The sequence below is a fragment of the Thermogemmatispora argillosa genome (genome assembly GCF_059696725.1).
In genome coordinates this window covers 2,788,198-2,813,680 of the sequence record NZ_AP019377.1, presented here as the reverse complement: position 1 = coordinate 2,813,680, position 25,483 = coordinate 2,788,198, and the positions used below count along the sequence as shown (strand labels likewise).

Annotated in this window: 19 protein-coding genes and 1 tRNA gene; 11 read left to right on the top strand and 9 right to left on the bottom strand. The window is 59.7% G+C overall.

Translation table 11 applies throughout. From position 1 onward, the window contains the following. Positions 1 to 3 precede the first annotated feature (3 nt). The 3 genes from AC6H1L_RS10960 to AC6H1L_RS10950 all read right to left on the bottom strand — a co-directional run bounded on the left by AC6H1L_RS10960 (position 4) and on the right by AC6H1L_RS10950 (position 7,024). Positions 4 to 3,204 carry a HEAT repeat domain-containing protein gene (locus AC6H1L_RS10960; RefSeq protein WP_497597552.1) on the bottom strand — a complete coding sequence of 1,067 codons (3,201 nt, stop codon included), beginning with the start codon at positions 3,202 to 3,204 and terminating at the stop codon, positions 4 to 6. A gap of 699 nt (positions 3,205 to 3,903) precedes the next feature. Beyond that, positions 3,904 to 5,298 carry a S53 family peptidase gene (locus AC6H1L_RS10955; RefSeq protein WP_497597551.1) on the bottom strand — a complete coding sequence of 465 codons (1,395 nt, stop codon included), beginning with the start codon at positions 5,296 to 5,298 and terminating at the stop codon, positions 3,904 to 3,906. Between the two features lie 322 nt (positions 5,299 to 5,620). Continuing rightward, positions 5,621 to 7,024, bottom strand: coding sequence for a S53 family peptidase (locus tag AC6H1L_RS10950; protein WP_497597550.1), 1,404 nt, complete (start codon positions 7,022 to 7,024; stop codon positions 5,621 to 5,623). A 422-nt stretch (positions 7,025 to 7,446) separates the two neighbouring features. Here AC6H1L_RS10950 and AC6H1L_RS10945 point away from each other — a divergent pair, with 422 nt between their 5' ends. Then, positions 7,447 to 8,370 carry a hypothetical protein gene (locus AC6H1L_RS10945; protein WP_497597549.1) on the top strand — a complete coding sequence of 308 codons (924 nt, stop codon included), beginning with the start codon at positions 7,447 to 7,449 and terminating at the stop codon, positions 8,368 to 8,370. Positions 8,371 to 8,471: 101 nt separating this feature from the next. Here AC6H1L_RS10945 and AC6H1L_RS10940 read toward each other — a convergent pair whose 3' ends face one another. Further along, positions 8,472 to 8,768: a hypothetical protein gene (locus AC6H1L_RS10940; RefSeq protein WP_497597548.1), complete on the bottom strand. Its 297-nt coding sequence runs from the start codon at positions 8,766 to 8,768 to the stop codon at positions 8,472 to 8,474. A 483-nt stretch (positions 8,769 to 9,251) separates the two neighbouring features. Here AC6H1L_RS10940 and AC6H1L_RS10935 point away from each other — a divergent pair, with 483 nt between their 5' ends. Continuing rightward, positions 9,252 to 10,055: an RNA polymerase sigma factor gene (locus tag AC6H1L_RS10935; protein ID WP_497597547.1), complete on the top strand. Its 804-nt coding sequence runs from the start codon at positions 9,252 to 9,254 to the stop codon at positions 10,053 to 10,055. A 13-nt stretch (positions 10,056 to 10,068) separates the two neighbouring features. Further along, the gene (locus AC6H1L_RS10930; protein ID WP_497597546.1) at positions 10,069 to 10,731 is read left to right on the top strand and encodes a hypothetical protein; all 663 of its coding nucleotides are present in this window, start codon (positions 10,069 to 10,071) and stop codon (positions 10,729 to 10,731) included. A gap of 78 nt (positions 10,732 to 10,809) precedes the next feature. Here the strand turns inward: AC6H1L_RS10930 and AC6H1L_RS10925 are convergent, their stop codons facing one another. Then, positions 10,810 to 11,610: a class I SAM-dependent methyltransferase gene (locus tag AC6H1L_RS10925; RefSeq protein WP_497597545.1), complete on the bottom strand. Its 801-nt coding sequence runs from the start codon at positions 11,608 to 11,610 to the stop codon at positions 10,810 to 10,812. 153 nt (positions 11,611 to 11,763) lie between these two features. Between AC6H1L_RS10925 and ffh the strand changes: the two genes are divergently transcribed. Both ffh and AC6H1L_RS10915 read left to right on the top strand, forming a co-directional pair. Then, complete coding sequence (ffh, locus tag AC6H1L_RS10920) at positions 11,764 to 13,254, top strand: signal recognition particle protein (RefSeq protein ID WP_497601535.1); 1,491 nt, start codon at positions 11,764 to 11,766, stop codon at positions 13,252 to 13,254. A gap of 5 nt (positions 13,255 to 13,259) precedes the next feature. Then, a complete protein-coding gene (locus tag AC6H1L_RS10915; protein ID WP_497597544.1) occupies positions 13,260 to 14,966 on the top strand; it encodes a L,D-transpeptidase in 1,707 nt (568 codons plus the stop codon). A 190-nt stretch (positions 14,967 to 15,156) separates the two neighbouring features. Here the strand turns inward: AC6H1L_RS10915 and AC6H1L_RS10910 are convergent, their stop codons facing one another. The 4 genes from AC6H1L_RS10910 to AC6H1L_RS10895 all read right to left on the bottom strand — a co-directional run bounded on the left by AC6H1L_RS10910 (position 15,157) and on the right by AC6H1L_RS10895 (position 18,791). Beyond that, positions 15,157 to 16,689, bottom strand: coding sequence for a DUF3536 domain-containing protein (locus tag AC6H1L_RS10910; protein ID WP_497597543.1), 1,533 nt, complete (start codon positions 16,687 to 16,689; stop codon positions 15,157 to 15,159). 269 nt (positions 16,690 to 16,958) lie between these two features. Next, positions 16,959 to 17,489 (bottom strand): HNH endonuclease, encoded by a 531-nt coding sequence (locus AC6H1L_RS10905; protein WP_497597542.1) that lies wholly within the window; start codon positions 17,487 to 17,489, stop codon positions 16,959 to 16,961. Between the two features lie 505 nt (positions 17,490 to 17,994). Further along, positions 17,995 to 18,070: transfer RNA gene (locus AC6H1L_RS10900), tRNA-Pro, on the bottom strand. Positions 18,071 to 18,368: 298 nt separating this feature from the next. Further along, a complete protein-coding gene (locus tag AC6H1L_RS10895; RefSeq protein ID WP_497597541.1) occupies positions 18,369 to 18,791 on the bottom strand; it encodes a hypothetical protein in 423 nt (140 codons plus the stop codon). A gap of 400 nt (positions 18,792 to 19,191) precedes the next feature. On the opposite strand from AC6H1L_RS10895, the gene AC6H1L_RS10890 reads away from it, so the two are divergent. The 6 genes from AC6H1L_RS10890 to AC6H1L_RS10865 all read left to right on the top strand — a co-directional run bounded on the left by AC6H1L_RS10890 (position 19,192) and on the right by AC6H1L_RS10865 (position 25,473). Then, a complete protein-coding gene (locus AC6H1L_RS10890) occupies positions 19,192 to 19,695 on the top strand; it encodes an RrF2 family transcriptional regulator (protein WP_497597540.1) in 504 nt (167 codons plus the stop codon). 538 nt (positions 19,696 to 20,233) lie between these two features. Further along, positions 20,234 to 21,049 carry a Fe-S cluster assembly ATPase SufC gene (gene sufC, locus AC6H1L_RS10885; protein ID WP_497597539.1) on the top strand — a complete coding sequence of 272 codons (816 nt, stop codon included), beginning with the start codon at positions 20,234 to 20,236 and terminating at the stop codon, positions 21,047 to 21,049. Further along, a complete protein-coding gene (gene sufD / locus AC6H1L_RS10880; RefSeq protein ID WP_497597538.1) occupies positions 21,042 to 22,502 on the top strand; it encodes a Fe-S cluster assembly protein SufD in 1,461 nt (486 codons plus the stop codon). The genes sufC and sufD overlap by 8 nt, the downstream gene beginning before the upstream one ends. A 302-nt stretch (positions 22,503 to 22,804) precedes the next feature. Then, positions 22,805 to 24,064: a cysteine desulfurase gene (locus tag AC6H1L_RS10875; RefSeq protein ID WP_497597537.1), complete on the top strand. Its 1,260-nt coding sequence runs from the start codon at positions 22,805 to 22,807 to the stop codon at positions 24,062 to 24,064. Positions 24,065 to 24,253: 189 nt separating this feature from the next. Further along, positions 24,254 to 24,664, top strand: coding sequence for a Fe-S cluster assembly sulfur transfer protein SufU (gene sufU / locus AC6H1L_RS10870; RefSeq protein WP_497597536.1), 411 nt, complete (start codon positions 24,254 to 24,256; stop codon positions 24,662 to 24,664). A gap of 74 nt (positions 24,665 to 24,738) precedes the next feature. After that, on the top strand, positions 24,739 to 25,473 hold the full coding sequence (locus tag AC6H1L_RS10865; protein ID WP_497597535.1) for an SDR family NAD(P)-dependent oxidoreductase: 735 nt from the start codon (positions 24,739 to 24,741) through the stop codon (positions 25,471 to 25,473). Positions 25,474 to 25,483 lie beyond the last annotated feature (10 nt).

The window sequence follows — 25,483 nt, the reverse complement described above, 5'->3', positions numbered from 1 at the left end:
CCTTCAGGGAATGGCCTCAATACGGACACAGCCCTGACCGGGCACCAGGCGCACGCCCAGACGCCGGCTGATCTTCCAGAGCGCCTCGTAGACAGCATCGGCGATCTCTCCGTCCTGCAGCAGACCGGTCAACGTCTGCAGAGTCTCCTGATCTTGGGCGAGCTGCCCAAGAGCCTCCGCCAGGGCGCGGCGCAGATACTTGTCTTCCTCCTCACGACAGAGCAGATGCAGTAACTGAGGCACAATCGAGCGCTCGCCCAATTGACCAAGCGTATGCGCGATCGTGCAGCGTACTGGCAGCTCGATCTCTTCATCACTCAGCAGGGCCAGTAAGTAAGGACCGACGCTACGCTCTCCCAGGTTGCCTAGCGTACGCGCGATCGCCTCCCGCATCCAGGAGCCGCGCCGCCGATCAGCCAGCAGTCTCAGCAAGTGCGGAACGACCCAACGTTCCCCTAGATGTCCTAAAGCTCCCGCGATGGCCTCGCGGACCGGCAGCTCAACCTCCTCATTAGCCAGCAGCTCAAGCAGCAGAGGGATCACCGCACGCTCGCCTAAATAGCCCAGTGCGACCGCGATGGCATGGCGCACCGAACGATCAACATATTCATTTTCAAGCAGGCTGGAGAGCTGCGGAATCACACTGCGCTCGCCTAAGCGGGCCAGGGCGGCTGCAATAGCGTGGCGCAGCGGCAGCGGAAAGCGCTCGCTGGCAAGTAAGCGTAGCAGCTGCGGAGCTACGGAGCGCTCGCCAAGCTGTCCCAGGGCCGCTACCAGAGTATGGCGCAGCGAGAGCGGCAGGTGGTCGTCGGAGAGCAGTCCCAGCAGCTGCGGAGCTACAGAGCGCTCGCCAAGCTGCCCCAGCGTGGCCGCGATGGCATCCCGCACCGAAGGATCAACCCGCTCATCGGTCAGGAGATGCAACAGTTCGGGCGCGATGGAGCGCTCGCCGAGATAGCCGAGAGCATGAGCGATAGCATAGCGCACCGAAGGATCGATCCCCTCGTCTGCAAGCAATCGCAGTAGATGAGGGACAATCGTGCGCTCTCCCATGCGGCCCAGAGCATTGGCGATGGCGTAGCGCACCGAGGCATCGAGCTGCTCATCGACCAGCAAATGCACCAGCGGCAGGGCCAGCGAGCGTTCGCCCAGTCGGCCGAGAGCGTCGGCAATGGCATCGCGCACCAGAACATCGACGCCCTCATCGGCCAGCAAATGCAGCAGGCCCATATTGACCCACTCGCCGCCGATCTCTGCCAGAACCTCTGCGCTGTTACGCCGGTCAAGAGGATAGGGGGTCGCTGTCAGTAAGGCAAAGAGCCGGCTGATCACCTCCTGACGCAGCCCGCTTTCACGCATCGCCGGACGCATGGCCAGGCAACGCCCAGCCAGCAGTAGATTGGTATGGAAAAGGTCATCGCTAGAGCGCCGTCGCCCGCCGCTGCCAAGCAGATGCTGAAGTAGTGGGCTGATGTCGCTCACACGCCCCGCATAGAGGAGAATGACCTCTTCCCACCAGGGATTACCGCGGTGCTTGATCAACTCCAGTAGTTTACCGTGTTCGACCGCATAGAGAGCGGTGAGATATTCTTGCAACGTGAGATGTAAAAAACCGTACCAACCACGGGCCTGCTCCTTTAGGAGGGTGTGCTGCCCAATGATCTCGCTGAAAATGGCCTGGCTCTGCTCGGCATTGAGACCGATGGTGGGCAGGAAGCGAGCGATTTCCTGCAGCAGCTCATCTTCTGGGAAATAGCGCTGACCACGCAGATGAAAATGCCAGGCAATAGCTTCAAGCAACTGCAGCTTGTGCTCCGGCAAAAACTGGCTGTGCCGGCGGATATCGCGGCTGCTGTCCCAGCGGGTCAGCAGAGTCTCCACGCAGCGCCGATAGAGTTCTACTCGTCGATCAGGTAGATCTAACTGCTCTTCATAGAGCAGGACGATCAACGAGAGGAGCAACGGGTTACCCGCCAGAGCCTGCACGCGAGGGCTACGCTCCAGACGATAGATAAGGTCATTGGCGGCCTCGGGGCGCAGCTGCGAGCCAGTCAGGGCCAGCCAGCGCCGAATGAACTGGCGAATATCTTCGGGACGAAAGTCGAGTACCTCCAGCTCGCGAAAGCTGGTGAGACGGCTGCGCTGATGGTAGCCAGCCTTGCGAGCCGTCACGACGATCGGCACCTGTGGGTAGCGCGTGGCTAGCTCCACAATCATCATGACAACTGCCCGATAGGTTGACTCGGCTTCCTCCTTACTGGGGCCGGTCAGCGTCTCATCAAGGGCATCGAGCAGAAGCAGCGCCCTGCCTTCTTGTAAGCGCATATGCATCAAAGCTAGAGCTATAGAGCGAGGAATACGATAGCGTTCTTCCCATGTTCTGGCTGCAAATTGGATAATATCAATATTGTGTGGAGTAGGAGTAGCGCTAGCCGAGACGAGAGTATTCAGCTCGACAAAGATAGGGAGATCGGGTAACCCCTCAAGCTGACCGGCGAGGGAGCGCAAGGCCAAATACTTGAGCAGTGTCGTCTTACCGGCACCGGGATCGCCGAGCACCACGCTGCGACGGTAGCGGCGGACGGCCTCGTCCGGGTCAAGAGTCGAGGATGCCTGGCTATCGCCATAGCGATGGCTATTCCGGCAGAGATCGCTCAAATCGCCGCTGAGCAAACGTCCGTAGCGCTCCTCATCGAACTGATAGCCCGGGCGCGTCTCCTCATGCAGGCGCACACGGATGTAAAGATCGAGTAGATTGATGGGCAGATTCATATCAAGAATCTGGAGGTGGGTCAAGCGCGGGTCACTGCGCAGACCGGCGCGGTACTGCTCAAGTGCCTGGCGCAGGCAGCGGGAAGAGAGGCGTTGACGCCAGGCATTGGCCTCCTCTTCGCTCTGGGAGGTGCGCAGCCGTCCTAGATAGAGATTAACGGCGGCAGGAATGGCTGCAGCCAGCACGGCCCCCGTTAAGGAAATCAGAGCCACTACAATCGGAGTGTTTTCCCACCACGGACTGGCCCCAGCACCAGGGGCAGCGGTAAGCAGCCCTACGATAATCAGGCCTGATGTCAGACGAGTGCTGATCTGCCGCTCAGGCCACTCCCAAAAGGACCAGGGTAGAGTGGTGAGCGCCCAGCCGCAGCTTGCCAGGACTGCCACTGGCGCCCCCACCATAGCCGGAAGGCAAAGCGGGCGGGTACGCATACCATCCTCTTTTCTTGGCTGCCGTGCTCTGGAGGCGAATACCAACGGCCTTGCGTGAAGGACTGTTAACCCGATGTAAACCTTGGTGAGCATCGATAGATCACCACCTCGTTGCCTGCTCATACATACTGGCGAACAGGACAACCAAGACGGTAGCGCAGTCTAGCTGAACATCATCTTCCTCTCCACTAGCGGATGAGCAAAGATCGGCGAGAGGGGCATAGGATGAAAAAAGCAAGTTCGGCCCGGTCCTCCGAGCGCCTTGCCTGCCCTCGGAGCTAGGGGGCCGCTTCTTTCTCCCTTACCAGAGGCAGCCCAGCAGGCTCGTACGCAGCGCCGCGAGAAGCGTCTGAACGTGCAAGGACGACCACCCTCGCCGCGCCTCTGGGGGGGTACCTTCTGGCCTCTCTGCATCCTCTGAAAAGAGGATAGTTGTTAGTTTGTTATCTGTCAAAATAATTCCGCTATATGGAACTGTTGGTCATTGCTGTGGCTCGGCTGGAAAAAGAGAGATGAGCACTGACTGATCAATATGGAGGAAATAAGCTGAGTTTATCTCTGATAAATAAGAAATGGTGCTACTCCTCTAAAAGATGAAGGAGCAGCACCAGCATCGGACAGTCGCCTGCCGAACCGGGCGCAGCCGGCCCGCGACGGCCAGCGGTAGGAGCTCGCCGCGGCGCGGCAGAGGCGGCGCACTCAAGCTGTCCTGGAAAACAGAGGGCGCATCGGAGCGGAAGAAGGAGGCTGGATCAGCAGCGGTAGCAGCTTCGCCACGCGTGGCGTGCCCAGGCCGGTCACGGCGTCCCAGCCGGGACCAGCGCTATAGCCCTGGATCGCCACGGCGTTGCCCTGCCCATCTTGGCCGACAAAGGTATTGTCGCCCGAGGTAATGTCATGGAAGGCCTGGGTATAGAGATTCGAGCGCCCGATAGCATAGAGCGCCGGATTCAAGTTGCCCAGGCGACGACCGGCCATCTGAGCCGCCAGGGCGGCAATACCGGCCCATTGCGGTGAACCGGCGCTTGTACCGCCGAAGCGGAAGACCAGGTCCTCACCCTCGCCTGAAGAACTCCAGACCACCAGCACGCCGCTATCGATACCGGCATTGAAGGCTACATCTGGCAGGCCCCGGTAGCTGCCGATCTGGGCGACCCCGTTCTGATAGTCTGGCCGAGGATAGCTTGTGCTGAAGCCCCCACCGCTGGCCGCCTGATACTGGGGTTCGTCCCAGGCTTCTTCACCCTGATAGCTACCTGTCGTCCCGTTCGCGGCCAGCAGCGTTCCGCCGACAGCCGTGACCAGCGGATCGCTCGCTGGCGAAGAGACGCTCAGGAAGTAGGAGTTACCATCGCAGGTGTACTGGGCCGCGCCCTGATCACCGGAAGCGGCGAAGAGCGTGATACCTTGCGCCACCGCTTTAGCAAACAGCTCATGCTCCTGCTTCAGAAGCTGCGGATCGACACAGCTCTCGCCCTCGCCAAAGCTCTGCGAGATGATGTCACCCAGGTTATGTTCGATCGCGTAGCGTGTCGCGTTCAGCACATCGATGTCCTGGTTGGACTTGGCCAGCACCAGCGTGATGGCCGCGTCCGGAGCGATCGCGTGGGCCCATTCGACATCAAGGCTGATCTCGGCGGCCCAGCCGACCTGCGTGCTGTCGAAAGGATTAAAGGGTGGCAGGCCCTCGGGCGCCACGATGGTGAAACTGGGTGGGTCCGGCAGACCAAAGAGCGTGTCGAAGGTGTGCAGGTCATGGCGGATCGTCGGACTCTGGTAGGCGTCGATGATCACTATAGTGTGCCCCTTACCAGTGATCCCCTTGGCTAAGACTGGGGCGATCTCATAGGCGGCCTGGATCTGCTTCGGCCCGAAGCAGGTCGCCGGATTCGTCGACTGACATGGGAAGGTCCGGTCTTTGTTGACCGCCCCAGCATAGACATACTCGGGCCGGTTGATCACGTAGTGTGGTTTGGCCGCCTGTACGATCTGGTTGGCGTAGAAATGGATCAGCGTCCCTACCAGTAAGCCACACAGGACGATGGCGGTGGCTACCAGGTGCGGCAGCCAGCGCGTAATGGGGGTTCTCTCCATGAGAATTGTGACCTCCTTGTGAGCTAAACGGGACAATGTGCGCCGCGATCGATACCTTGCGGCACCCCATCGATCCTAGTGTAAGAGGCCACAAATCATCTTGAATAGATAAAATCAGTTAAAATATGGTTAAAAATTATAATAATTAAGTAAAAGTTTAAAAGATACAGGTATATAAGGATGCTGAGACATAAAGATGGGAGGGAATAACATGAAAAGAGGAAGAAGCGGAAAAATGAGGAGAGGACAGGCAAGAGGGAGAAGGAGGCCGAGTCAGAGTGGTCCTTCTCCCTCCTTACTTAGCCAGGTTCCTGGCCAGTAGCTACAGAGCGCGGGCCCGAGCCAAATCGCGGCCCGAGGTGCCGCAGCCGAAAGCCACCAGCAGAGGCAAGAGATTGGCCACGCGTGGCGTTCCCCAACCGGTCACGGGGTCCCAACCCTTTCCGGCGGAGTAGCCGTTAATAGTCACCGAGTTGCCGTTAACATCGGTGCCAGTGAAGGTATTGTTCCCGGTAGTGATGTCATGGAAAGCGCGCCCATAGAGTGGCGAATGACCGATCAGGTAGAAAGCCGGATTGAGGAAGCCCACACGGCGATGGCCAAGCTGGTCAGCCAGGGCGGTGATTCCAGCCCATTGGGGCGAACCAGCGCTTGTGCCGCCGAAGCGGAAGACCAGATCCTGACCCAGACCCGAGGAGCTCCACACAGCCAGGACGCCGCCGTCGACCGCGGCATTATAGGCCACATCGGGCACGCCCCGGTAGCGACCGATACCGGCAGTACCGAACTGGTAGAACGGCTTGGGGTAGATGGTGCTGAAGCCGCCGCCGCTGGCCCCTTCATACTGCGGCTCGTTCCAGACTGTCTCACTCTGGTAAGCACCAGTCTGGCCATCAGCGATCAGCTTTGTTCCTCCAACGCCCGTCACCAGCGGATCACTGGCCGGCGAACTCACGCTGAGGAAATAGGAATTGCCGTCGCAAGTCGGCTGAGCCGCTCCCTGATCGCCCGAGGAAGCGAACAACGTAATGCCCTTCAGGGTTGCCTCCAGGAAGAGTTCATGCTCCTGGCGCAGCAGCTTCGGGTCAACGCAGCTCTCGCCCTCGCCGAAGCTCTGAGAGATCACGTCTCCCAGGTTGTGACGGATCGCGTAACGAGTTGCGCTGAGAATATCCGTATCCTGATTGGACTTGGCCAGCACCAGCACGATACGAGCATCGGGAGCAACAGCGTGAGCCCATTCTACATCAAGCGTAATCTCGCCCGCCCAGCTTACCTGGTTCGCATCGTTTGGATCGAAGGGAGTCAATCCGTCCGGTGCGATGATGGTAAAAGGCGGATCGGGTAGCCCAAAGATAGAATCGAAGGTCTGTAGATCGTGGGTGATGGTGGGACTCTGGTAGGCGTCAATGATAACGATAGTACGTCCTTTTCCTGTAATCCCTTTATTCAGGACCGGAGTGATCTCATACGCCGCTTGAATCTGCTTGGGGCCGTAGCAGTTGGGCGGTGTGGTCGTCTGACAGCGGAAGGTCGTATCACTACGGGCGACACCTACGTACTCGTACTGTGGGTGTACCACGGCAAAGCCGCGGACACCATGAGCCGTCAGTGTCGCCGCGCTCGCTCCTCCGCTCAGACCGAGGCTGAGCACCAGCAGCGCGCTGACCGCTACTATGGTGATGAGCAGGCGCGAGAGCCGACGGACGAGAGCTAAATCGTTCATCAATGTCTGACCCCCTTTTCAAAACATAGTGCCTTAAGACAATAGAGAAGGCTCGTGCCTGGTGCGGATAGAGAGGAATAGGAATGGCACCCGCTTATAGTATACATGGTCTTCCAGCTTTTTTTGAAGAGGAACAGGTTGATAGAAGGTAAAGATCTAGCTTAAGAAATCTAAACATGTGAAGCTTGATTGTCTGCTCGCTTGCTTAAGGGCTGGATCATCTCTAGAGGCAAACCCGGCGCGCCTTCTCCGCTTCACTCTCGCTGTAAAGTCTCTATCAGAACCAAAGGTCTGCTGCCACGATGACTGCGTCACTTTCCCTCCAGACCGTTCGTATACTGAAAAAGAAGGAGGGAAAAAGCACGGTAGCAATGGGTAGTCTGCAGTGTCAATCTGAGCAGGAAGGAGAGCTTGACTTGACGATGACCGGGTCGCCAGAGACGTCAGCGCACCAGGGGCGGCAGCCTGGTGAGGAGCGCGCCGGGGTAGGAGAGTCTACAGCAGCGGATACTGTGGAGAGCGGGGGGCAAAAGCAGACCGCGGCAGCCGCCAGGGCTGAGATAGCTGGTGAGGAGCATGAAACTGGAGCTGAAGCCACGCTAGAGCGTCAGGCCGTTGCCGTTGATCGGCAAGAGCAAGCGGCGCTGATCGTCTCCTCGCCCGACACCATAGTGGCTGAGCACGATGCGGACACGCTCCCGCTAGCGCATCCTGTTCAGCAGGGGGCTAGCCAACAAGCCACCTTCCACAGTGCGCCGACGGTGCCGGTCTTGTCCCAAGAGTCGACGCCTGTGGCTCAGCAGCCGCAGCGCTGGTCGCGAGGTCGACTGCGGCCAGAACCGCAAAAGCAGGTCTCGCGTGGTGCTTCGGGTGGCCCCAATTTCAAGAAGCTCTGGCTAGGAACGCTCATCGCCTCTGTGCTTCTGCTGCTCTTGAGCGTAAGCCTCCTGATTTATCTGTTAACCGTGCTGGCGGCACGTGAAGGCCTCTCACCGAGCTCGCTCCTCTCGGCGACCGCTAGCGGCAAACTGGCGGGAGGGCAGCGCGGCCAGACTGCTGCAACGATCGAACTGGCGATCTTCCCTCAGAGCCTCAGCCCGGCCAACTGTCTGCCTGATAACGGCTATCGTTGTACAGTGACGCTGATGGCCAGCGGGCCGGCGGGCAGCGTGCACTGGCAAGCCTGGGCCCAGGGCGTGGCCGCCCGCGTGAACCCTGCCAGCGGCAGCATTGAGCCGGGACAGCAGCAGCAGCTCATTATCTATCTCCCCGCGACCTGCCCGGCCTCGGGAAAAATCATCTTCTCCTGGAACGACCAGCAACTCAGCCTGCCCTGGCGCTGCTGAAGTGCCGTCGAGAGCTGGCCGCCTACCTGCAGCCGGACACTGCTTCTATGGTACTCGGCTGGCTCCTCAACCCTGGGTCTGGCCGCGCCCAGGCCCGCCCCTCAGCGAGGAAGATCAGGACGCGATTTCCGCAGCCGGAGCCATCCTTTCTCTTTGGGCGGCTCCTCCTGGTTGTTCTGCCCCACTGGCGTCAGCCCCATTTGCTCCATGAAACGGATGCCGGTTTCGCTCCACGTGACGCCGGCGGCCAGCTCAATGACCTGGTCGCTGCGCACGGGCACGGGACGGTAGCCCGGCGGTGGCTCCGTGACCTGCGGCCCGGGTCGCGATGTCGGCCACTGCGGATACTTGGGGGCAACAGTCGGTACGTGTGACGGCTTTACCTTTTCCAGCTCCATCGCAGTTACCACCTTCTTTCTATGGAAAACCTCAGAAAACGTGGCAGCCTCAAAAAGGCGTGACGAGAGGAGAGCGCTGTCTATGCTGGCAAGCGGTTCCCACTGCGCTTAATACTCTCTATTTTAAGGAATGAAAGACAGCTCATCCAGCTAGATGATAACGCAAAGCGGGCGCCTCGTCCATATGGTCTCTGCTTCGCCATGCACTCTGAGCCTGCCAGCGCGAGCGCCCCCTTGAGCAGATGAACCAGCAAACAGCTAGCTTGCCCGACGGAGGGCCTTTCTGCTAAGCTGCGAGAAAGTCAGATAAGGTGGGGCCCCCCCTTCAAACACCAGATTGCCAGGGAGGCCGGCGCGGCTTTACCGCTTTGCCCGGCCTCAGAAAGAAAGAGACAATAGCATAGTCACCTGTAAGAAAGCGCGCTGACTGCCATGCCTGGGGAAACAGGATCAGCTGAAATAAGACAAGGGGAGAGCATAGGCATGATCAACCTGCAGGACCCCGCTCTCAGAGAGCAAGTGCGGCGCAAGACTCCAGAAGGCCGCTATGTAGTGAGCGAAGCCGAGCTGGTGCTAGCGATCCGGGCCTGTAGTGCACAGGGAGATAGCGAGCGTGTCCAGCTCCTCAGTGAGGTGCTGGTCGAGCGCTGCGCGCCGGAGTTTCAAAGGCGCACGTTGGGCTTACGCCATCGGCCCGACCTGCGTGAGGAGGCGATTGCCAACATGTTCGAGCACCTGTTGCGGGAGGCGCTCGATCCACAAGAGCTGTTCATGACGCAAAACTTTCCCCATTATTTGCACTGTCTGTGTGCCGATGAGTTTATGCGTGTCCTGCGGCAGGAAGGACTGCACTACCGGCGCGACAGCGAAGGGCGTCCAGCGGGGCAGCCGCAGCATATTCCGCGCTCACTGATGGAGTCGCTGCAGGCGAGTCCTTCCGAGGACGAAGGATCGCCCGGCGCCGATGTGGCTGATCCCCAGGATGCCTATGAGCGCCTGCACGCCGCTGAGGAGAGCGTGCGCATTCTGGCCTACCTTTCGGACCCGCTTGATCGCAAAATTGTGGTGCTGCGCGTCTTCGAGGGACTGAAATGGGACGATATTGCGCAGCTATGTCAGAGGACGGAGCGCACGGTGCGCCTGCGCTATGAGAAGGCCCGGTCCTATCTGCGGGCCTGCCTTGATCGCGAACGGAGGGAGCTGGAAGCCACGCAGGTGCGCCAACAGCTCCAGCCAGGATCAGCGCCGTCTATGCCCACGGCTCACGGGCAGAATCAGCAAAGGTGAGGAGGCGTCAATTATGGCAAGTATGGACAGCCGCACACTCCAACAGCTCAAGATGGCCTGGCTGGCCGCTGAGGAACGCGGCGATAAACAGGCACAAATCGCACTCTTGCGCTCTCATCCCGAGGCTCAGGAGGCCCTTATCGATTTCATCATCGCCTATCGCGCTACGGCGCTCGCAGCAGAGCATGGCGCCCCCGCCTCGCCTGAAGAGACCAGCTTGCTGCCCCTGACGGAGCGGGCCCGTCAACGCGCCTGGGAGCGTGTCTTTGGTATCAGAGCTGACCCTCAGAAGGCCTCTGAGCCCGCTGCTGCCTCGCTTGCTTCCGTCAAAACCCTGCGCGAGCTGCGCCTACAGCGTCGGCTGAGTCTGGTTGAGGCGGCGCGTGGTTTGCACCTGGGCGTCGATGTCTGGAAAAAGTTTGAGGACGGTCTGATCGATCTGCTGAGCCTCAGCGCTCGCCAACTGGAGCGGCTGGCAGGCTTCTTCAATATCAGTCCGCAGCAGTTTAGTGACTTGCTGCGTAACAGTCAGCCAACACTCGCTCTTAATCGCAGGCAGACAGGCGAGGCGGCGCTTCAGCAGCGTCAGGCGGCGCCAACCAGGCAGAGTTTTGCCGAGGCCATTGCACGCAGCGATATGAGCGAGCAGGAGAAGCGCCTTTGGTTAGAGGAATAACCTTGACCGTTTCTCCTCTCTGCCTGGCCTGCTTCTGCTGCTCGCTCAACACGGCCAGGCTTTTATCTGCCTGGCTTGTCATCGCGGTGGCCCGGCATGCTGGTCTGCAGGGCGGAGGAACCTCCTGGGGGGCAGGCGCACGGCCTGGCCGAGGTAGAAAAGCCCTTGAAAGCGACTCAGCTCCCAGGCCAGGTTGTCGCTGCTAAAGCTGCGGGGGCGGGGGCGAAGGCCGCGTATCTCGCCTGGCTGCAGGCCGTAGGCAGTCAGCAGAAAGGCTAGCTCGCGGGGCCGAATGAGATCCCGCCAGCGGACAGAACTGCCAGCCTTGAGATCAAGTGGCAAGCGTTCCCCCATCGGGCTGAGCAGTAGCCGGGCGAGCCAGGTGCGATTGAGGGTCACGAAAACCAGTAGACCGCCCGGCGCCAGCACACGCGCTATTTCTGCAATCGCTGCCCGCCAATCCTTGACCTGCCCCTGAGCCTGCCATGAGACCGCCATTGAGAAAGAGCCGGTTGCGAAAGGCAGCCTCTCAACAGTCCCCTGAACATAGGTAATCACCTGGCCCAGCGCGTGCTCTTGGGCCTGCCGCTGCGCCTGGGCCAGAGCCGCCGGTGACTCTTCGAGACCGACGATTATGGCCCCGCGCCGTGCCAGCTCTATACAAAGCTGGCCGTGACCGCAACCCATCACAAGCAGCTCCTGTTGTCCCAGGGCCTGCCCGCCGTACAGACCTGCCGCACAGCTCTCAATGTAGTCGCAGCCGCTGGCAATCCACTGCTGCCATTGCTCTCCAGCCTGACCCTGAAAAAGTGTTGCCTGCGAACGTTTGACGGTAAACACACCAGAATTCTCCCCAACGAGAACATAGGAGATGCTCATCGATTATATAGTAATAGGGATGGTCGCTTTTCGTCGGAGAGTTGTACAGAAAAAGGAGTATCCTTATAACGAGTGCAAACAAAGCCGGGAAAGATGGTATAATAGGGCGACTGATAACGCGATTGGTGGAGCGAGGAATCTATTCCTATGGCTATGTTTGAAAGTCTCTCAAAGCGCCTTGAAGGCATCTTTAGCGGTCTAAGTGGGAAGGGGAAGCTGACCGAGGCCGATGTCAATGAAGCCATGCGAGAGGTGCGCCTGGCCCTCTTGGAAGCGGATGTCAACCTGCGCGTCGTACGGCAATTTGTCGAGCGCGTACGCGCCAAGGCCATCGGCGCCGAGGTTTTGGGGAGCTTTTCGCCGGCTCAGCAAGTGCTGCAGATCGTGCATGAAGAACTCATAGAGATGTTGGGGGGCCAGGGGAACGAGAACCGGCTTGACCTGGGAGGCCCGCCGCCCAACGTCATCATGTTGGTAGGCCTGCAAGGCTCAGGTAAAACAACGACGGCGGCCAAGCTTGCCAACTACCTGCGCAAAGAGGGGCAGCGCCCGCTACTCGTCGCCGCCGACATGTATCGACCGGCGGCTGTCCGTCAGCTTCAGACGCTGGGCAAACAGCTCTCGATCCCTGTCTACGCCGAGCCGATGGGGGCCAATCCCGTTGATATCTGTGTCCATGCTGTGGACTACGCCCGCGAGCAGGCTGCTTCGGTTGTCATTCTCGATACTGCCGGGCGCCTCAATATCGACGAACAGATGATGCAGGAGATCATCGCCATTCGTAACCGTGTGCAGCCGCGTGAGGTCCTGCTTGTAGCCGATGCCATGACCGGTCAGGAGGCGGTACGCGTAGCCAGCGACTTTAACCAGGCGGTGGCCCTGACTGGCATGATCCTGACCAAGATGGATGGTGACGCTCGCGGCGGCGCAGCGCTCTCCATTCGCGCGGTCACTGGGGTGCCCATTAAGTTTCTGGGCGTCGGTGAAAAGACGGACGCCCTGGAACCGTTTTATCCCGACCGTTTGGCCTCGCGTATACTGGGAATGGGCGATGTCCTGACCCTCATCGAGCGGGCGCAAGAAGCCATTGATCAGCAAGAGGCCCTCCAGACGCAGGCCCGCCTGCAGCAGGGACAGTTTGATCTGGAGGACTTCCTCAAGGCCATGCGCCAGCTCAAGCGCATGGGGCCTTTGCGCTCCATCCTGGAGATGCTCCCAGGCTTCAACAAACTGGCGGCCCTGCCTGAGATGGACGAGGCCTTGGAAGGCGATCCCTTGAAACATATTGAGGCGATCATTCTCTCGATGACGCCCGAAGAGCGACGCAATCCCGATATCATTAATGGCAGCCGACGCCGGCGCATTGCACGCGGTAGCGGCACCAGCGTGCAGGAAGTCAATCAGCTCCTCACTCAGTTCAATGAGATGCGCGCTATGCTGCGCCAGCTCGCCAGCGGCAAAGGCCCCTGGGCCCGCCTGCTGCGTCAGTATGCCAGCGATGGCGGTGGTCTGGCCACAGGATTGCCGGGGATGCCGGCAGCTCCAAATTTGCCTCAGCTGAACTCGGGAGAGGGGAAAAAGACCGGTAAGGCTGCCCGCAAGGAACGTAAGAAGCAAAAGGCCAAGCAGAAGAAGAGGAGGTAATCCCTATGCTGGCCAGACCCCAGCCCCGTGCTCATCCGCCGGCGCCTGGCGCCCTGCTCCTGCTGAGCTTGATGTTGCTCTTATTGCTAATGAGCGCCTGCGGCGGCGATTCTCATGCTAGCCAGCAGGCCAGCCAGAGCAAGGATCAGCTCGATCGCTTGCTGCGCTATGCCCTCTCTATCGGTGTACCGACATCTTTGCTTCAGCCAATCCAGAGACAGGAGGCGGCTCTCAGTAACAGCTCTCCCCCCTTTTCTCCTTTCGACGATCGACCGGTGATTGCGTATTATGATCATCTGACCACTCAATACAAACATTTGCAAGAACAAACCCAGCAAATAATTGATACTGCTACTGAAGAATTCCAGACGCGGGCTCAGCAGGACATGCAGAACTTCCAGGATGCCCTGACGGCCCGTCGCATTGATGGTTTCGGTAATCTTCAATTTTTCACGCAGCAGTATCAGCACGACCAGGGTCTCATGGCCACGGCGCGCTATCCTCGCGATTATGCCGCCATCAGTAAGGATGCCCAGACTCAGGCCCAGGCCCTGAATCTCATGAAGACTACGCATGACCGCTTGAACGATTTGCAAAATACCATTAAGCAACTGCAGAAAGCCAATATCGACGTGACCGCCATGCAGGCTCAATATCAGGACGACCTGCAGTCCTTCAACCAGGCCATCAAGCCTGCCGATTTCCAGCACCTCCAGAGCCTGATCAACGCCCAGTATGAGCTAGCCGTGGTCAATTCCATTCAGGCTGTTCCCTATGTTGGCAGCGCCAAACTCAATGCTTTTAAGGCCCAGCTTGACGATCTCAAAAAATATGGGGTCGATGCCAGCGCCTATCAGCAACGCTACAACGCCGACAAAGCCGCAATGGAGCGCGCCACAACGCTAGAGCAGTACCTGGCGGTCTCGCGCCAGATCGATGCCGATATGGCGGCTATGTATCCCGACCTGGTGCGGGGTGAGGCCTACTGGCTGGTGAACGAAATCGACCGTCAGGCGCGGGCCTGGGGCCAAGCCCATCTCTATCACGATAAATTTGACGGCAACAATTACATTCTCGATGCAGGTTATACCCTCGACGGTATCGGTTACTGGCTTAACCGTGAGCTGAGCTGGACCTACACCACGGAGGACTATCAGGCGATTGTCGACGAGGAGAAGAACGAGCTATTCAATCTCCAGATGATGGAGCAGAACTACAATGATCATACACCCTACAATAAGGTCCATCAGACTGATCTGCAGATCCTCGACCACTATCATCTACGCGGTACGCAAGTACTGATGGTCTCCTTTACTGAGCAGGCCATGCGTATCTACGATCACGGCAAGCTGGTGAACGCCTTCCTGGTCACCACGGGCCGGGTGGAGCGTCCGGCCCTGCCGGGAGTCTGGCCAACGCAGAATCGCGAATCGCCGACAGAATTTAAGTCGAGCGATCCACCAGGCTCGCCCTACTACTATCCTCCTACCCACATCAACTACGCCATTCTCTACCACTGGGGAGGCTTCTTCGTCCACGACGCCTGGTGGCGTGTCGACTTTGGTCCCGGCACCCAATTCCCCCATTATGACCGAGGCGGCGACGAGGACTTTGCCGGCAATGGCAGCCACGGCTGTGTCAACGTCCAGGAAGATCAGATGGCCTGGCTCTATGGCCATACCGATTGGAACACCGTCATCGTCATCTACTGATACTGGCTGCCTGATCCGAGAAGCAGAGAACCTGGCGGATCAAAAGTCGGGAAAGAGTGAATGCGAGAGGCGCTGCTCTGGCCAGTCAGGGTCAGAGCAGCGCTCTCAAAGCGGCAGGCTGCTCTGACCAGCCGAGCCGGGTGCCGGGGAAGCCGTTCCAGACCAAGGGCGAGCAACCTTGCTCCTGCACTTAGGCCACATCCTCCCCCTTGCCCTCGCTCTCCTGAGCCAGCTCGCGCGGCGAAGGCAGTGGAGGCAAGAGATCAGCGCGCACCCGAGGCAGGCGCAGATAAAGATCGGCCCCGCTTACAGGATGGCGCCAACTGCGGGCCGCGCGCAGGTCCTGCAGAAAAGCGCGCTGCAAATCAACACCCAGGGCCTGCCAGAAGAGGCTAATAGCACGACGGGCGAAAGCAAGCGCATTGCGCGGCTCAATGCGGTCCAGATCCTCGAAGAAAAAGGCGCAGCTTGTGAAGCTGCACAGCAAGTAGTACTCAGCCTCTAGCAGCCACAAAGTGCGCTGACGCTTCTCAGCACTGCTGGCTTTCCCTGCCAAAGCGCCGGGCCGGGCAAACTCTTCCCAGAAGCTTTCAGATGAACGCCAGCCGTTGCGCAGGGCCAGGTAGCCGTTGCGGGCTGCCCAGGGGTCGCGCAACACCTCTGCTGCAAAACGCTCGAAGAGCTGATCGCCACGGGCAGCCAGACGACTCAGCGCCTGACGCAGCGCCCCTTTCCAGTCGCTGCGCCCTTCAGTGCAGGCGCAGCCGCGAGACCAGCGATCGACACCATGAAAGCAACTCCAGGCCGTTGGCGTGCGCAGCGTAACCTCACGACGTGGCGGATGCAAGCGCAGATAGCGTTCCAGCGTACACAACTGAAAACCCGCTGCTTCAGCGCTGTGACGTACCAAACGCGTCAAAAACTTATCGCGCCAGATCCAATGGTGGCCGTAGAGTTCGCCATCGGTCGCGATCAGAATCAACTGAGGTTCACGCCGTGCCAGTTTCTCCGCCGCCAGATGAGAGGGCAAAATTGCCGTGGCGAACTGGTCGGCATTAGCCGTCACATTGCCATCAAAGGAGACCGCGCCGGAGAGCGGGGCATGGTAGAAAAAGACCGTCATGCTGCGGCCAGCCGGCAAGCGCACCACATATGGCTCTGTCACATCAACCGAGGTGGCAGCCTGCCAAGGGGCCAGTACAGTAAAGGAGATGCCGCAGCGCGCTAGCAGATCGAGGGTCTCCATATCCACCGCGGTCTCAGGCAGCCACATACCCACGGCCTCGCGACCGTAGCGCTGGCGAAAATCCTCCAGCCCCCAGACGATCTGCGTATACTTATCGCGGCTGTTAGCCAGAGGGAGGATCACATGATGGTAGGGGTGAGCCAGAGCATTGCCGGTGCCATAGCGGGCCCGATGCTGCCGATCGGCCTCAACGATAGTCTGATGCACATCGGGATGATGGTCGGCCAGCCAGGAGGCCAGCGTTGGCCCCAGGTCATAGCTAATCAGCTCAAAATTGCCGGCCTCGGCATTTGGGCGGTAGCATTCCGCCGTAATCTTCTCATTGAAATTGGCGAAAGGAGCGGCTTCGGCCTCGACAGGAATGGCGCCCGTAAAGGGGTCCTCGCGCGGGGGCTGGTAGAAATGCCCGTGGAGGCAGAGGAAGAGAGGCGCAGCATCGGACGTCTCGGCCTCGCTCACCGCTTGCTGTTCAAGCATAGACAAACGAACCTTCTCACCTGCTCACAGGAGTTAGCTGAGCTGCTGCCTGGTCGGCCAACCGGTATCTGGCATAAAGTCGCGTAGTACGAGCGCCCAGGGCGGCCAGTTCCAGAGACAGGCCGCTCTAGCAGTAGAGACAAGCGCAGCAGCTCAGCGGACCCTCGGCCTGACTTGCCTGCCTGGTCAATGCCAGTACCAATGCTGCCTCCGCAGCCGCGGCCGGACTGCCCCGGCAGCGCTGGCGTGGCTGACATGCGGCTCTCAGCTCAGGCCGAGCGCGACTGAGTGCTCATCAAGAACTCCTCATAAGCCTGGCGCAGCTTCGGGTACCGCAGCAGAAAGACACCGGCGTACTCCTGCGTCAGCGGACGAGGCTGGCGGATCAGGCGCATATTGGCCTCTTTGAGGAGGCGGTTACCCTTCTTACTATTGCAGGCCTTACAGCAGGTAACCAGATTCTCCCACGTGCTCTTACCACCGCGCGAGCGCGGGATCACATGATCAAGCGTCAGCTCACGGGTGCGCTTCCCGCAGTACTGACAGGTTTCCTCGTCGCGCAGAAAGATATTCGCCCGCGTCGGCTGAAGGGCAACGCGCGGCACCCGGACATTGGCCAGCAGCTGCACAATCACGGGCCGCTCGTAGTCCAGGCGGCGGGCTCGAATATTCTCCTCAATGGCCTTGCGAACCTCGTCGTCCAGGAAAGTCACTTTCTTCTTTAAGAGCAGGACGACCAAACGACGCTCTGAAATGACCGAGAGAGGCTGAAAGGAAGAGTTCAGAACTAAGACAGGCATGAATGGCTTTCCTTCCTCTCTGTCAGAGCTGAACCACCAGGCAGACAGCGAGGAGGAAGCCGAACCGGGGCTAGAGGAGGAGAGAGGCCAGAGCCTCACCTCTCGTCAGCTTCTCATCGCCGCCTGCATTGCTCACCGATTGGACGAGGAGACGGGCGTTGACATTGCACGATCGGGCAGACAGGGATTGGGCAGACTCCTGATCCGCTGATCAGGGGAGCTGGCTGCTGGGCGACTGCCTGGTATAGCCCTACCCGGTTGGGTTAGCAGGAGGAAGAAGACTGCCATTCTGTTCTATCAGCCCACTGGTCGTCTGCTTCCTCTGCTCTAGAGGCAACCTTTTTCAGGCGAGTGCTATGAGCCAGTAACCGCAGGCTCCACCTGATTATCGGACCGGCGGTCGGGCCTGCCCCGACCTCAGCCGACCGTCGAACTAGCCGGCTGCTGGGCCGGCCAGGCAACGAACCTAACGAGAGATGAGCTCCAGGAAGAGAAAGTGTCAACTTGGTCGGGGTGAGAGGACTCGAACCTCCGACCTCAGCGTCCCGAACGCTGCGCGCTAGCCACTGCGCTACACCCCGCTAAACCGACTCGTGCAAGTTCTTCGCCGGTCTCGCTCGTTTGCTCTGCTCGGTTATTCCCCTTCTACGCAATCGATGGGTGAGACGAACAACCTACGAGCGCCCTCACCAGCGCGAGCCAGTAAGGGAGAGGCGAAACGGAGACGATGCGATGCAGGCCAGGGCAGCCATACTGCTGGCGAGCGGCCTGCAAGCGTAGCCGTTCTCGCGTGCCTCTTGTCGTTGCATAGTATAGCACAGGCGATCTTGGCTTGGCAATAGGGTGAGAGAAAAGAAAAAGCGAGCCTGCTGAGAGCTATCAGCCGGGAGCCTCCTCACTTGTAGGACCGCAAGCTGTCTCTGGCCTGCTCTCGCTGACGGTCGGGGCAGCGGTTTCTCCTCCCTGCGGGGTAGGAGCGGTTGACTGTGGTGGCGAGCCTGCCGAGCCTGCTGCGGCGACCTGGGCGTCTGCCGTCTCGCTCTCCTCGATCAAGCTACCATCGGGTCGCTCATAGATCGTCCCTTTCAGGGATGAATAGCCGATAGTGAAGCCGCCGGGCAGATGGCGTAGCCGTTCCCAATAGACAGGGAAGTCGGCTCGCCGAATGAACTCCTCGATCTGGCGGCGTACGTCGTCTTCGTCGACGGCGTAAAACTGCTGAAGGTACAGGGCGGAGTCGCCCCGGTTGTATTCAAAGAGCCAGAGACTCTTCTTAATGAGCTTCCCTTCTTCTTCCATCATCTTGCTCCTTGCCGTTCGCTGTCTACTCCCCTTGCTGTGGCGTCCTCACAGTCACATCACAGCTCTCCCTCTATAGTAGCCGTTTTTTGCGCATCTTTGAAGATAGGATTGATATCATGCCAATAGAATGATCGGTCGGTCGCTGCCCTTTGCACGGGCCGGCTATTGGCTGGCAGACTGCCAGAGCGGATGCGCCTGGCTTGTCCTTTCCCCACTGGCGCGAAGGACTGAGGCGAAGCGGCGATCGGCTGCGGCAACCCGCCACACAGCGAGGTTGACGCTCTCCCGCCAAAAGTGCTAGAATATATCCTAGTGAGCAGGTCGGATTAAGAGCAACCTGCGTAGGAGCGATGAAAGCGAGGAATCAGTACCCTCCACGGGGCGAGGAAAGGAGCGAGCCATGATTCTCAGAGTCTCGACAAAAGGCGAGTATGGCGTACGCCTCATGGTTGATCTGGCTCGCCATTACTACAGCTCGCGCCCGCGGTCATTAACTGACATTGCGCAGGCCGAGCAGTTGTCTCTAGCCTATCTGGAGCAGCTTGTGAAGCTCCTGCGTGAGGCTGAGCCGCCCTTGGTAGTCAGCACGCGCGGGGCCCACGGTGGTTATCGGCTGAGTCGCCCGCCAGAGGAGATTACGATGGGGGAAATTGTGCGCGTGCTGGAAGGGCCAATCTCGCCTATGATTTGCGCGACCGAGGGGGAGATGACGCAGATTTGCAGTCTGCTGGACTCCTGCAAGACGAAGTTCCTCTGGGCCAGGGTGCGCGATGCTGTTGCCCAGACGCTGGATTCAATGACTCTCGCCGATCTGGTGGGCGCCTCCGAGCAGGAGACGCAGAACGCTCCGACGCATTTTATCTCCATCTCGGATATCCGTGTGGCTCCGTCGTCGGCTGTGTGAGCTGATCTGAACTGAGGTGGGGCTTGTGAGGCAGAGATCGGGCCGGCTGGGCCTGCTGCTGAGATGGGGGCCCTGATTAAGGGTGGCCGGGTGAGAGAGAGAATTGGGGATCGCGAGGAGCGTCGCGCGCTCGGTGTGATCCGCGGGCGGCACGACTCTCCCCCGTTCTGGCTCCAGTGAGATAGACAGGCAGACAGACTGACAGGCTGTTGAGCGAACAGCTCACTGGCCCGAGAACAGGCCGCCTGCCGCGGACCGCGGATGCCGCTCGTGTCTGCTGTCATGAACCGGTTGGCCGAAACTGGCTCTGTTTGGCTCAACGCCAGAGAAGCGAAGGTCGCCGGTCTGATCTGATCATCGCCGATCAGCTCGCTCCGCCTTCGTTCGTGGCTCTGCTCCGTCCGGTTGGTTCTCTCTGCCTGTTCTCACGAACAAGCTAACTCACTTTACTACTACTACTGCTGAAGAAGACGTACAACTGTGGCTGTCAGGCTGAGGTAGTCATATCTCAAGCTTCCAAGGAGGATGGTTTCCGCTAATGGCTTCAGAATTGGTCATTAAGAATCTTCACGCCAGCATCGAGGGCAAGCCCATTTTGCGGGGCGTTAACCTGGTGGTGCGGCAGGGCGAGGTCCATGCCCTGATGGGCCCCAATGGCTCCGGCAAGAGCACGCTGGCCAACGTCATTATGGGTAACCCAAAGTACGAGGTGACCGACGGGGAGATCTGGTTTAAGGGGGAGAACATTCTTGAATATTCGCCCGACCGGCGCGCTCGCATGGGCCTCTTCCTGGCGTTCCAATATCCGATGGCGATTCCGGGCGTCAGTGTCGCGAACTTCTTGCGCCGTGCGCTGGAGGCTGTGCGTGAGGGTCCCCGGCCTGTCGGCGAGGAGACGCCCAGTGGCAAGCCTGCCCCTCGCAAGACAATCCCGCCGGCTGAGTTCCGCAACCTCCTGCGCGAGAAGATGAAGCTGCTCAAGGTCGATAATAGCTTCATTAATCGTTCGATCAATGATGGCTTCTCGGGCGGTGAGAAGAAGCGCGCCGAGATCCTGCAGATGGCCCTGCTGGAGCCGGAGATCGCCATGATGGACGAGACCGACTCGGGTCTTGATATCGATGCCCTTAAGATCGTCTCCGATAGCGTCAATGCTCTCCGCGGTCCTAAGCTGGGCCTGCTGGTGATTACGCACTATCAGCGTATCCTCAATTATATTGTTCCTGATTTCGTACATGTGATGTACGACGGTCGCATTGTGCGCTCCGGTGGCAAGGAGCTGGCCCTGGAGCTGGAGGAGAAAGGCTACGAGTGGCTCCGTCCCGAGGGGAGCGAGGTGGGCGTCAATGACTGAGGCTCTGGCTACAACCGGCTTTTCGCGTGAGGCGGTCATCGCGCTCTCGCGCCACAAGGGTGAGCCTGACTGGATGCTGCAGAAGCGGCTAGAGGCCTGGGAGATTTATGAGCAGACGCCGGCCCCGCTGGGACGGCGCGGCGACCTCGGCACCTTGCAGCGGCTGGCTCGCTTCCATTTCGAGACGCTGCATCCCTATCTGCCGGCTGATGGCAATGGCGCGCTTCCGGCTTCGATCGAGCAGGGCTTGAAGAACGCTCTGGTTGGGGCCGCCGAGCGCTCGGGCCTGGTGTTGCAGCGCAATAGCTCGGTGGTGCGCGTGGAGTTGTCCGAGGAGTTGAAGAGCCGCGGCGTGATTCTGACCGACCTGGATACGGCGGTGCGCGAACACGGTGACCTGGTGCAGCGCTACTTTATGACCCAGGCTGTGCCGTTGGCTACCGATAAGTATACGGCGCTCCATGCGGCCTTTTGGAGCGGCGGGATCTTCCTCTATATCCCAAGTGGCGTAGAGATCGAGGAGCCGATTCTGGCTCAGATCTGGCTCGATTCGCCATCGGCGGCGGCCTTTGCCCATACTTTGATTATCGCTGATGAGCTGAGCAGCGCGCGCTATGTGGAAGAGTATGCCTCGGCCTTCGAGGGCGAGCAGCCTTCCTTGCTGAGCGCGGTGGTCGAGGTCTTTACCAAGAATGGGGCGCGCATCGAGTTCACGAGCCTCCAGGACCTGGGCCGCAATGTCTGGAGCGTCATGCATAAGAATTCGATCCATGAGGCCGACAGCAGCGTCTCATGGGTGATGGCGGATTTGGGCAGCCGCCTGACATTCTCAAACATCGGTTCGAATCTGATCGGCAATGGGAGCGCTGCTGAGCTGGTGGGTGTCTTCTTCAGCGACCAGGATCAGCGCTTTGTGATTAAGAGCCTCTCGAACCATGTGGGCCTGTCGACCAATGCGGAGACGCTGGTACACGGGGCTCTGACCGATGAGTCGCGCGTCGAGTTTGATGGCATGATCCGCGTGCAGCCAGGGGCCCAGCAGACGGCGTCGTTCTTGTCGGAGCATAATCTGCTCCTGAGCAAGCACTGCCGCGCGGAGGCGATTCCGGGCCTCGAGATCGGTGCCAACGAGGTCAGTGCCAGCCACGGTGCTACCACCGGTCAGATCGATGAGGAACAGCTCTTCTACTTGATGGCTCGGGGCCTCCCCAAGGATGAGGCCGAGCGTATCATTGTTCAGGGCTTCTTTGAGCCGGTGCTCCAGCGTATTACGCTTGATAGCTTGCGAACCCGGCTGCGTCGCAATATTGTGCGCCGTATGCGGGGTGGCCATGAGTCTGAGGCTGACTGGATCGAGGCGCAGGAGCGCTGGGAGATCGAGGGTGTCGATGAGGGCGCCGTGAGCTTCGATCGGCCTTCGGAAGAGGAGGAGATCCGTCTACTGCCTGAGTAGGCGCGAGTGCGGGCAGCCGCTTCCCCCGGACGGGAAGGGAGGATGTGGGTTTTGCTCGCCGCTCCTCCTCTCTTTCTTGCTTTTCTTGGCTTTTTGGCTGGCTTGGCCTGGCTGGCTTGACGGCTGTATTGCTACTGTCTGTTGCGCTCGCTCGGCGCGCGGAGACGAGAGCGCCGCGCCACCTCTGCCCATAGGCCGGGCCTTGACTTGATAGGGCCAGACGGGCGGAGTTGCTCGGTGATCCGGTGCCCGACAAGCTGGCGAGCGCGTTGTAGATAGAGAGAAAGAGATCAGGGAATACAATGCAGGACGTTGTTGAGGTGCGCCGCGAGCCGCGCAGTGTCGACGAGATCCGGCGCGATTTCCCCATCCTGACTCGGCAGGTCCATGGCAAGCCGCTGGTCTATCTGGATAGCGCGGCCAGCTCTCAGAAGCCGCTGGCGGTCATTGAGGCTATGAATGCTTATTATCGCAGCACTCATGCCAATGTGCACCGCGGCGTCTATGAGATCAGCGAGGAGGCCACCGCGGCTCTGGAGCGCGCGCGGACAAAGGTGGCTCGCTTTATTCACGCGCGCCAGAGCAAGCAGGTCATTTTTACGCGTAATACGACTGAGAGCATCAATCTGGTGGCCTATAGCTGGGGCGGAGCCAACATCAAAGCCGGCGACCTGATCCTGCTGACGGCCATGGAGCATCACAGCAATCTGGTTCCCTGGCAGCTCTTAGCCCAGCGCACGGGGGCACGGCTGGAGTTCGTGCCGTTGACTCCAGAAGGACGGCTGCGGCTGGATGTCTACGCTCAGTTGCTGGAGCAGAGGCCGAAGCTGGTGGCCTTTACCCATATGTCCAATGTGTTGGGCACGATTAACCCTGTAAAGGAGATGGTGGCGCAGGCCCACGCCGCTGGGGCCGTGGTGCTGGTAGATGCGGCTCAGAGTGCTCCCCATTTGCCGCTGGATGTCCAGGAGCTGGATGCTGATTTTGTCTGCTTTAGTGGACATAAGATGCTCGGTCCTACTGGGATCGGGGTGCTCTACGGTAAGCGCGAGTTGCTGGAGGCGATGCCGCCTTTCCTGGGAGGCGGCGATATGATCCGGAGCGTGAGTCTGCGCTCCTCAACCTGGAACGATCTGCCCTGGAAGTTTGAGGCCGGAACGCCTGCCATTGCCGAGGCTGTTGGGCTGGGGGCTGCTGTCGATTATTTGAGCGCGCTCGGGATGGAGTGGGTGCGCGAGCATGAGCGCGCCATTACGGCCTATGCCCTGGAGCGCTTGCGCACGGTGCCTCACTTGCAGATCTATGGGCCGACTTCGGATGAGCTGCGTGGCGGGGTGATCTCTTTCACGCTGGCTGATATCCATCCGCACGATCTGGCTTCGATCCTTGATCAGGAGTTCGGGGTAGCCATTCGGGCCGGTCACCATTGTGCTCAGCCTCTGATGGAGCATTTGGGCCTGGCTGCGACCGCACGCGCCAGCTTCTATGTCTATACGCTGCCGGAGGAGATCGATATTCTGGTGCAGGGACTGCGGCGGGCGCTGGAGATTTTTCAGCTCTAGGTCTATAATAGTCCCGGGCCTGGCTGCTCCTCGCCGCCTGCCTGCAAAGGCTTGCCGCGGGCTGGCCCCGCTTACGCCGGGCGTGGTGCGCAGAGACCGGGCGAGACAGCCAGATGGCTAGACAGTGAGGCAGCAAGTATCTGCTGCTCTCTGCTCGCCTGGTCGATTCCTTGCCTGGGAGGCAGCGCTATGTCGATGGATTATCGTGAGTATATTCTGGACCATTATCGTGATCCGCGCAACTATGGGCGGCTAGAGAATCCGACAGTGCATGCTGAGGATTCTAACCCGCTTTGTGGTGATCAGGTCAGCATGGATCTCCTGGTCGAGGGCGATCGCGTTACGGCGGTGCGCTTTCAGGGCCGGGGCTGTGCGATCAGTCAGGCGGCCACTTCGATGCTGACGGAAATGGTGCAGGGCAAGAGCGTGCAGGAAGTGGTGCGTTTGGGAAAAGATGATATCCTGGAGGCATTGGGCATTCCGATCAGTCCGGCGCGTATGAAGTGCGCATTCTTGGGGCTGCGCGTGCTGCATAAGAGCCTGATTCTGGCTGGTCTGGAGCGCCAGGAGCAGGCCGCCGATCAGGATGAAGAGCTGTAACATTGGCTCCGACGGAACTATTGTGGCTGTAGAGTGTCAAGCTAGAGAACTGGCAAGAAGGAGTAGCCTACGCTATGCGCCTGGAGGGAAAAGTAGCGGTGATCACCGGCGTCAGCCATCCGGGCCAGATGGGGTTTGCGCTGGCAGCTTTTTTTGCTGAGGAGGGCGCGGAGCTGGTGATCGCGGCGCGCAGTGCGGAGCGAGTGACGGCCCGGACCGCGGAGCTGCAGGCGCGTGGGGCCGCTGTCAAGGGAGTGGCAGTCGATCTGACCAGTGAGGAGGGGGCGCAGCGCCTGGTAGAGGAGGCGCTGACTTGGCGTGGACGCATCGATGTGCTGGTCAATTTGGCTGGCGGGCTGACGAAATACGGTCCTCCTCATGAATGCTCGCTACAGGATTGGGAGAGCGAGCTGAATAATAATCTGCGCACGGCCTTTCTCTGCACGCGCGCGGTCTGGCCTGTGATGTTGGCTCAGGGGGGTGGCAAGATTATCAACTTTAGTCGGGCCTATAGCATTCAAAATGCTGGGGCGCAGACAGTAGCCTACAACTGTGCCAAGGCCGGGGTAGACGCTTTGACTCGCACCTTTGCTCAGGCGGGCAAGGCGGTCGGTATCTCTGTCAATGCGATTGCTCCGGGCCTGATCGCCACCCAGTCGAATATCGAGGAGTTGCATCCTTCTCCCGAGGAGCTACGTGCGCGCTGGGTTAGCCCGCGGGAGATCGCCGAAGTAGCCATCTTTCTGGCCAGCGCCGCTAGCGATGGCCTGACTGGGGCCATTATTCCTGTCCAGGGTCGCGGTATCTGAGCGCTGTGCT

What these genes read in the sequence shown, in the direction of transcription:
- AC6H1L_RS10950 (WP_497597550.1), bottom strand. Translation starts at nt 7,024, where the DNA reads ATGAACGATTTAGCTCTCGTCCGTCGGCTCTCGCGCCTGCTCATCACC.
- AC6H1L_RS10890 (WP_497597540.1), top strand. Translation starts at nt 19,192, where the DNA reads ATGATTCTCAGAGTCTCGACAAAAGGCGAGTATGGCGTACGCCTCATG.
- AC6H1L_RS10945 (WP_497597549.1), top strand. Translation starts at nt 7,447, where the DNA reads ATGACCGGGTCGCCAGAGACGTCAGCGCACCAGGGGCGGCAGCCTGGT.
- AC6H1L_RS10895 (WP_497597541.1), bottom strand. Translation starts at nt 18,791, where the DNA reads ATGATGGAAGAAGAAGGGAAGCTCATTAAGAAGAGTCTCTGGCTCTTT.
- AC6H1L_RS10940 (WP_497597548.1), bottom strand. Translation starts at nt 8,768, where the DNA reads ATGGAGCTGGAAAAGGTAAAGCCGTCACACGTACCGACTGTTGCCCCC.
- sufU (WP_497597536.1), top strand. Translation starts at nt 24,254, where the DNA reads ATGTCGATGGATTATCGTGAGTATATTCTGGACCATTATCGTGATCCG.
- sufC (WP_497597539.1), top strand. Translation starts at nt 20,234, where the DNA reads ATGGCTTCAGAATTGGTCATTAAGAATCTTCACGCCAGCATCGAGGGC.
- AC6H1L_RS10925 (WP_497597545.1), bottom strand. Translation starts at nt 11,610, where the DNA reads ATGAGCATCTCCTATGTTCTCGTTGGGGAGAATTCTGGTGTGTTTACC.
- ffh (WP_497601535.1), top strand. Translation starts at nt 11,764, where the DNA reads ATGTTTGAAAGTCTCTCAAAGCGCCTTGAAGGCATCTTTAGCGGTCTA.
- AC6H1L_RS10930 (WP_497597546.1), top strand. Translation starts at nt 10,069, where the DNA reads ATGGCAAGTATGGACAGCCGCACACTCCAACAGCTCAAGATGGCCTGG.
- AC6H1L_RS10955 (WP_497597551.1), bottom strand. Translation starts at nt 5,298, where the DNA reads ATGGAGAGAACCCCCATTACGCGCTGGCTGCCGCACCTGGTAGCCACC.
- AC6H1L_RS10905 (WP_497597542.1), bottom strand. Translation starts at nt 17,489, where the DNA reads ATGCCTGTCTTAGTTCTGAACTCTTCCTTTCAGCCTCTCTCGGTCATT.
- AC6H1L_RS10865 (WP_497597535.1), top strand. Translation starts at nt 24,739, where the DNA reads ATGCGCCTGGAGGGAAAAGTAGCGGTGATCACCGGCGTCAGCCATCCG.
- AC6H1L_RS10915 (WP_497597544.1), top strand. Translation starts at nt 13,260, where the DNA reads ATGCTGGCCAGACCCCAGCCCCGTGCTCATCCGCCGGCGCCTGGCGCC.
- AC6H1L_RS10910 (WP_497597543.1), bottom strand. Translation starts at nt 16,689, where the DNA reads ATGCTTGAACAGCAAGCGGTGAGCGAGGCCGAGACGTCCGATGCTGCG.
- AC6H1L_RS10960 (WP_497597552.1), bottom strand. Translation starts at nt 3,204, where the DNA reads ATGCGTACCCGCCCGCTTTGCCTTCCGGCTATGGTGGGGGCGCCAGTG.
- AC6H1L_RS10935 (WP_497597547.1), top strand. Translation starts at nt 9,252, where the DNA reads ATGATCAACCTGCAGGACCCCGCTCTCAGAGAGCAAGTGCGGCGCAAG.
- AC6H1L_RS10875 (WP_497597537.1), top strand. Translation starts at nt 22,805, where the DNA reads ATGCAGGACGTTGTTGAGGTGCGCCGCGAGCCGCGCAGTGTCGACGAG.
- sufD (WP_497597538.1), top strand. Translation starts at nt 21,042, where the DNA reads ATGACTGAGGCTCTGGCTACAACCGGCTTTTCGCGTGAGGCGGTCATC.